2 protein-coding genes are annotated in these 1,804 nt (G+C 45.9%); both read left to right on the top strand.

The genetic code is table 11. The features are described from left to right. A partial coding sequence (locus ACZMB2_RS14140) for an ABC transporter ATP-binding protein (protein WP_487597188.1) occupies positions 1 to 1,431 on the top strand: 1,431 nt, incomplete at its 5' end. 17 nt (positions 1,432 to 1,448) lie between these two features. Continuing rightward, the coding region (locus ACZMB2_RS14135; RefSeq protein ID WP_487597187.1) for a metal-dependent transcriptional regulator at positions 1,449 to 1,804 on the top strand (356 nt) is incomplete at its 3' end.

Genomic DNA, 1,804 nt, shown 5'->3' with positions numbered 1-1,804 from the left:
AGGGTTCCTCTGGGATATTTTTCTAAAAACAGCGTGGGCGATATTCTGACAGGTGTTACCACGGAGCTATCCACACTTGAATTGCAGGGAATGAAGATGGTCGACATCATCATCAACGGATATGCAAAGTTTATTGCAATTCTCCTGTGTTTCCTTTTCCTGAGTCCAGCCGCAGCAGTGATTTCTGTTGTCGGCGTTGCCTTTTCCTCATTGGCCTTACATGGTATCAGCAGGCATAGTGAAAAGACCGCTGCTATCACGCACCAGGCCATGGAGGATATGTCTGGCTCTGCGATTGAATATATCCGCGGGCTGTCCATCGTTAAATCGTTCGGACAGGAAGGGGCTTCTATCGAAAGTTTCCGCAAGGCAAATACGGATTTGAAAAATATTCATATCAAAGTAGAAAAAGGCTATACGCCATTTAACTGCTTGCATCTGTTCTCCTTAAAACTGGCATCTATGGGGATTGTGTTTATCTGTGCATGGCAGACACTTAACGGGCAAATGAGTCTTGCTTATTTCCTGATGTTTGTTCTGTTTTCTTTCGTAATCTTTGGAAGTGTGGAAAACATTAACGACGCGGCTCATATGCTGGGTCTTATAGATTCCGCTATGAATAAGCTGGAAGCTCTGGAAAATGCAGAATATATCGACCAAGACGGAAAAGATATTACACCGACCTCGTATGACATTACTTTTCAGGATGTATCCTTTGGTTACGATAAACGGACTGTATTGCATGATGTGAATTTCACGATTCCGCGGAATACCACAACAGCGATTGTAGGTCCCTCCGGGAGCGGCAAGTCTACCCTGTGCAGCCTGATTGCACGCTTTTATGATGTTGACGCCGGAAAAATCACTTTAGGAGAAACAGATATTCGAGAATTTACCTGTGACAGCTTACTAAAAAATATCAGTATGGTGTTCCAGAATGTATATCTGTTCCGGGATACAATCCGTAACAATATCAAATTCGGCAGCCCGGACGCTTCGGAGGAACAGATGATTGCCGCTGCAAAAGAAGCGCGCTGCCATGACTTTATTATGGCCTTGCCAGATGGATATGATACCGTCATTGGGGAGGGCGGTTCTTCTCTTTCCGGCGGTGAAAAGCAGCGGATTTCGATTGCCAGAGCCATGCTGAAAGATGCGCCGATTGTCATTTTGGACGAGGCCACGGCCAGCATTGACCCAGAGAATGAGCATTTGATTCAAGAGGCTATTTCCGCACTGACACATGGTAAAACAATCATAACGATTGCCCATAGACTGGCGACGATTGAAAATGCGGATCAAATTCTTGTCATTGATGGTGGAACCGTCGTGCAGAAAGGAACCCATAAGGAATTGCTGGCTCAAAGGGGAACCTATCAGGAATTTATTAAGATTCGGGAACAGGCTGAGGGCTGGAGGATTCAACAATAAGCATAAAGGAGGAACTGATGAAGATTCATGCGTCTGGGGAGGATTATCTGGAGGCTATCCTTGTTCTACAAAAGAAAATGGGCATGGTCCGCTCCATTGACCTTGCCCGGCACATGGGCTTTAGCAAACCGAGTATCAGCCATGCGGTAGGCGTTTTGAAAAATGGAGGTTTTCTGACCGTGGATGATGGGTTCCTTCATCTGACCGTCATAGGTCGGGAGATTGCCGAGAAAATCTATGAACGCCATTTGTTTTTTATGGAGCAGTTTATCGCTGCTGGCGTCGATCAGGAAACAGCGGAACAAGACGCCTGCCGGATTGAACACGCCATCAGTGATACATCTTTCCGAAAGCTGAAGGAGAAAGTACAAGG

The organism is Hominiventricola sp. (assembly GCF_057604405.1).
Note: the sequence above shows the minus strand (reverse complement) of the source record. Positions and strands in the feature narration are given on the sequence as shown.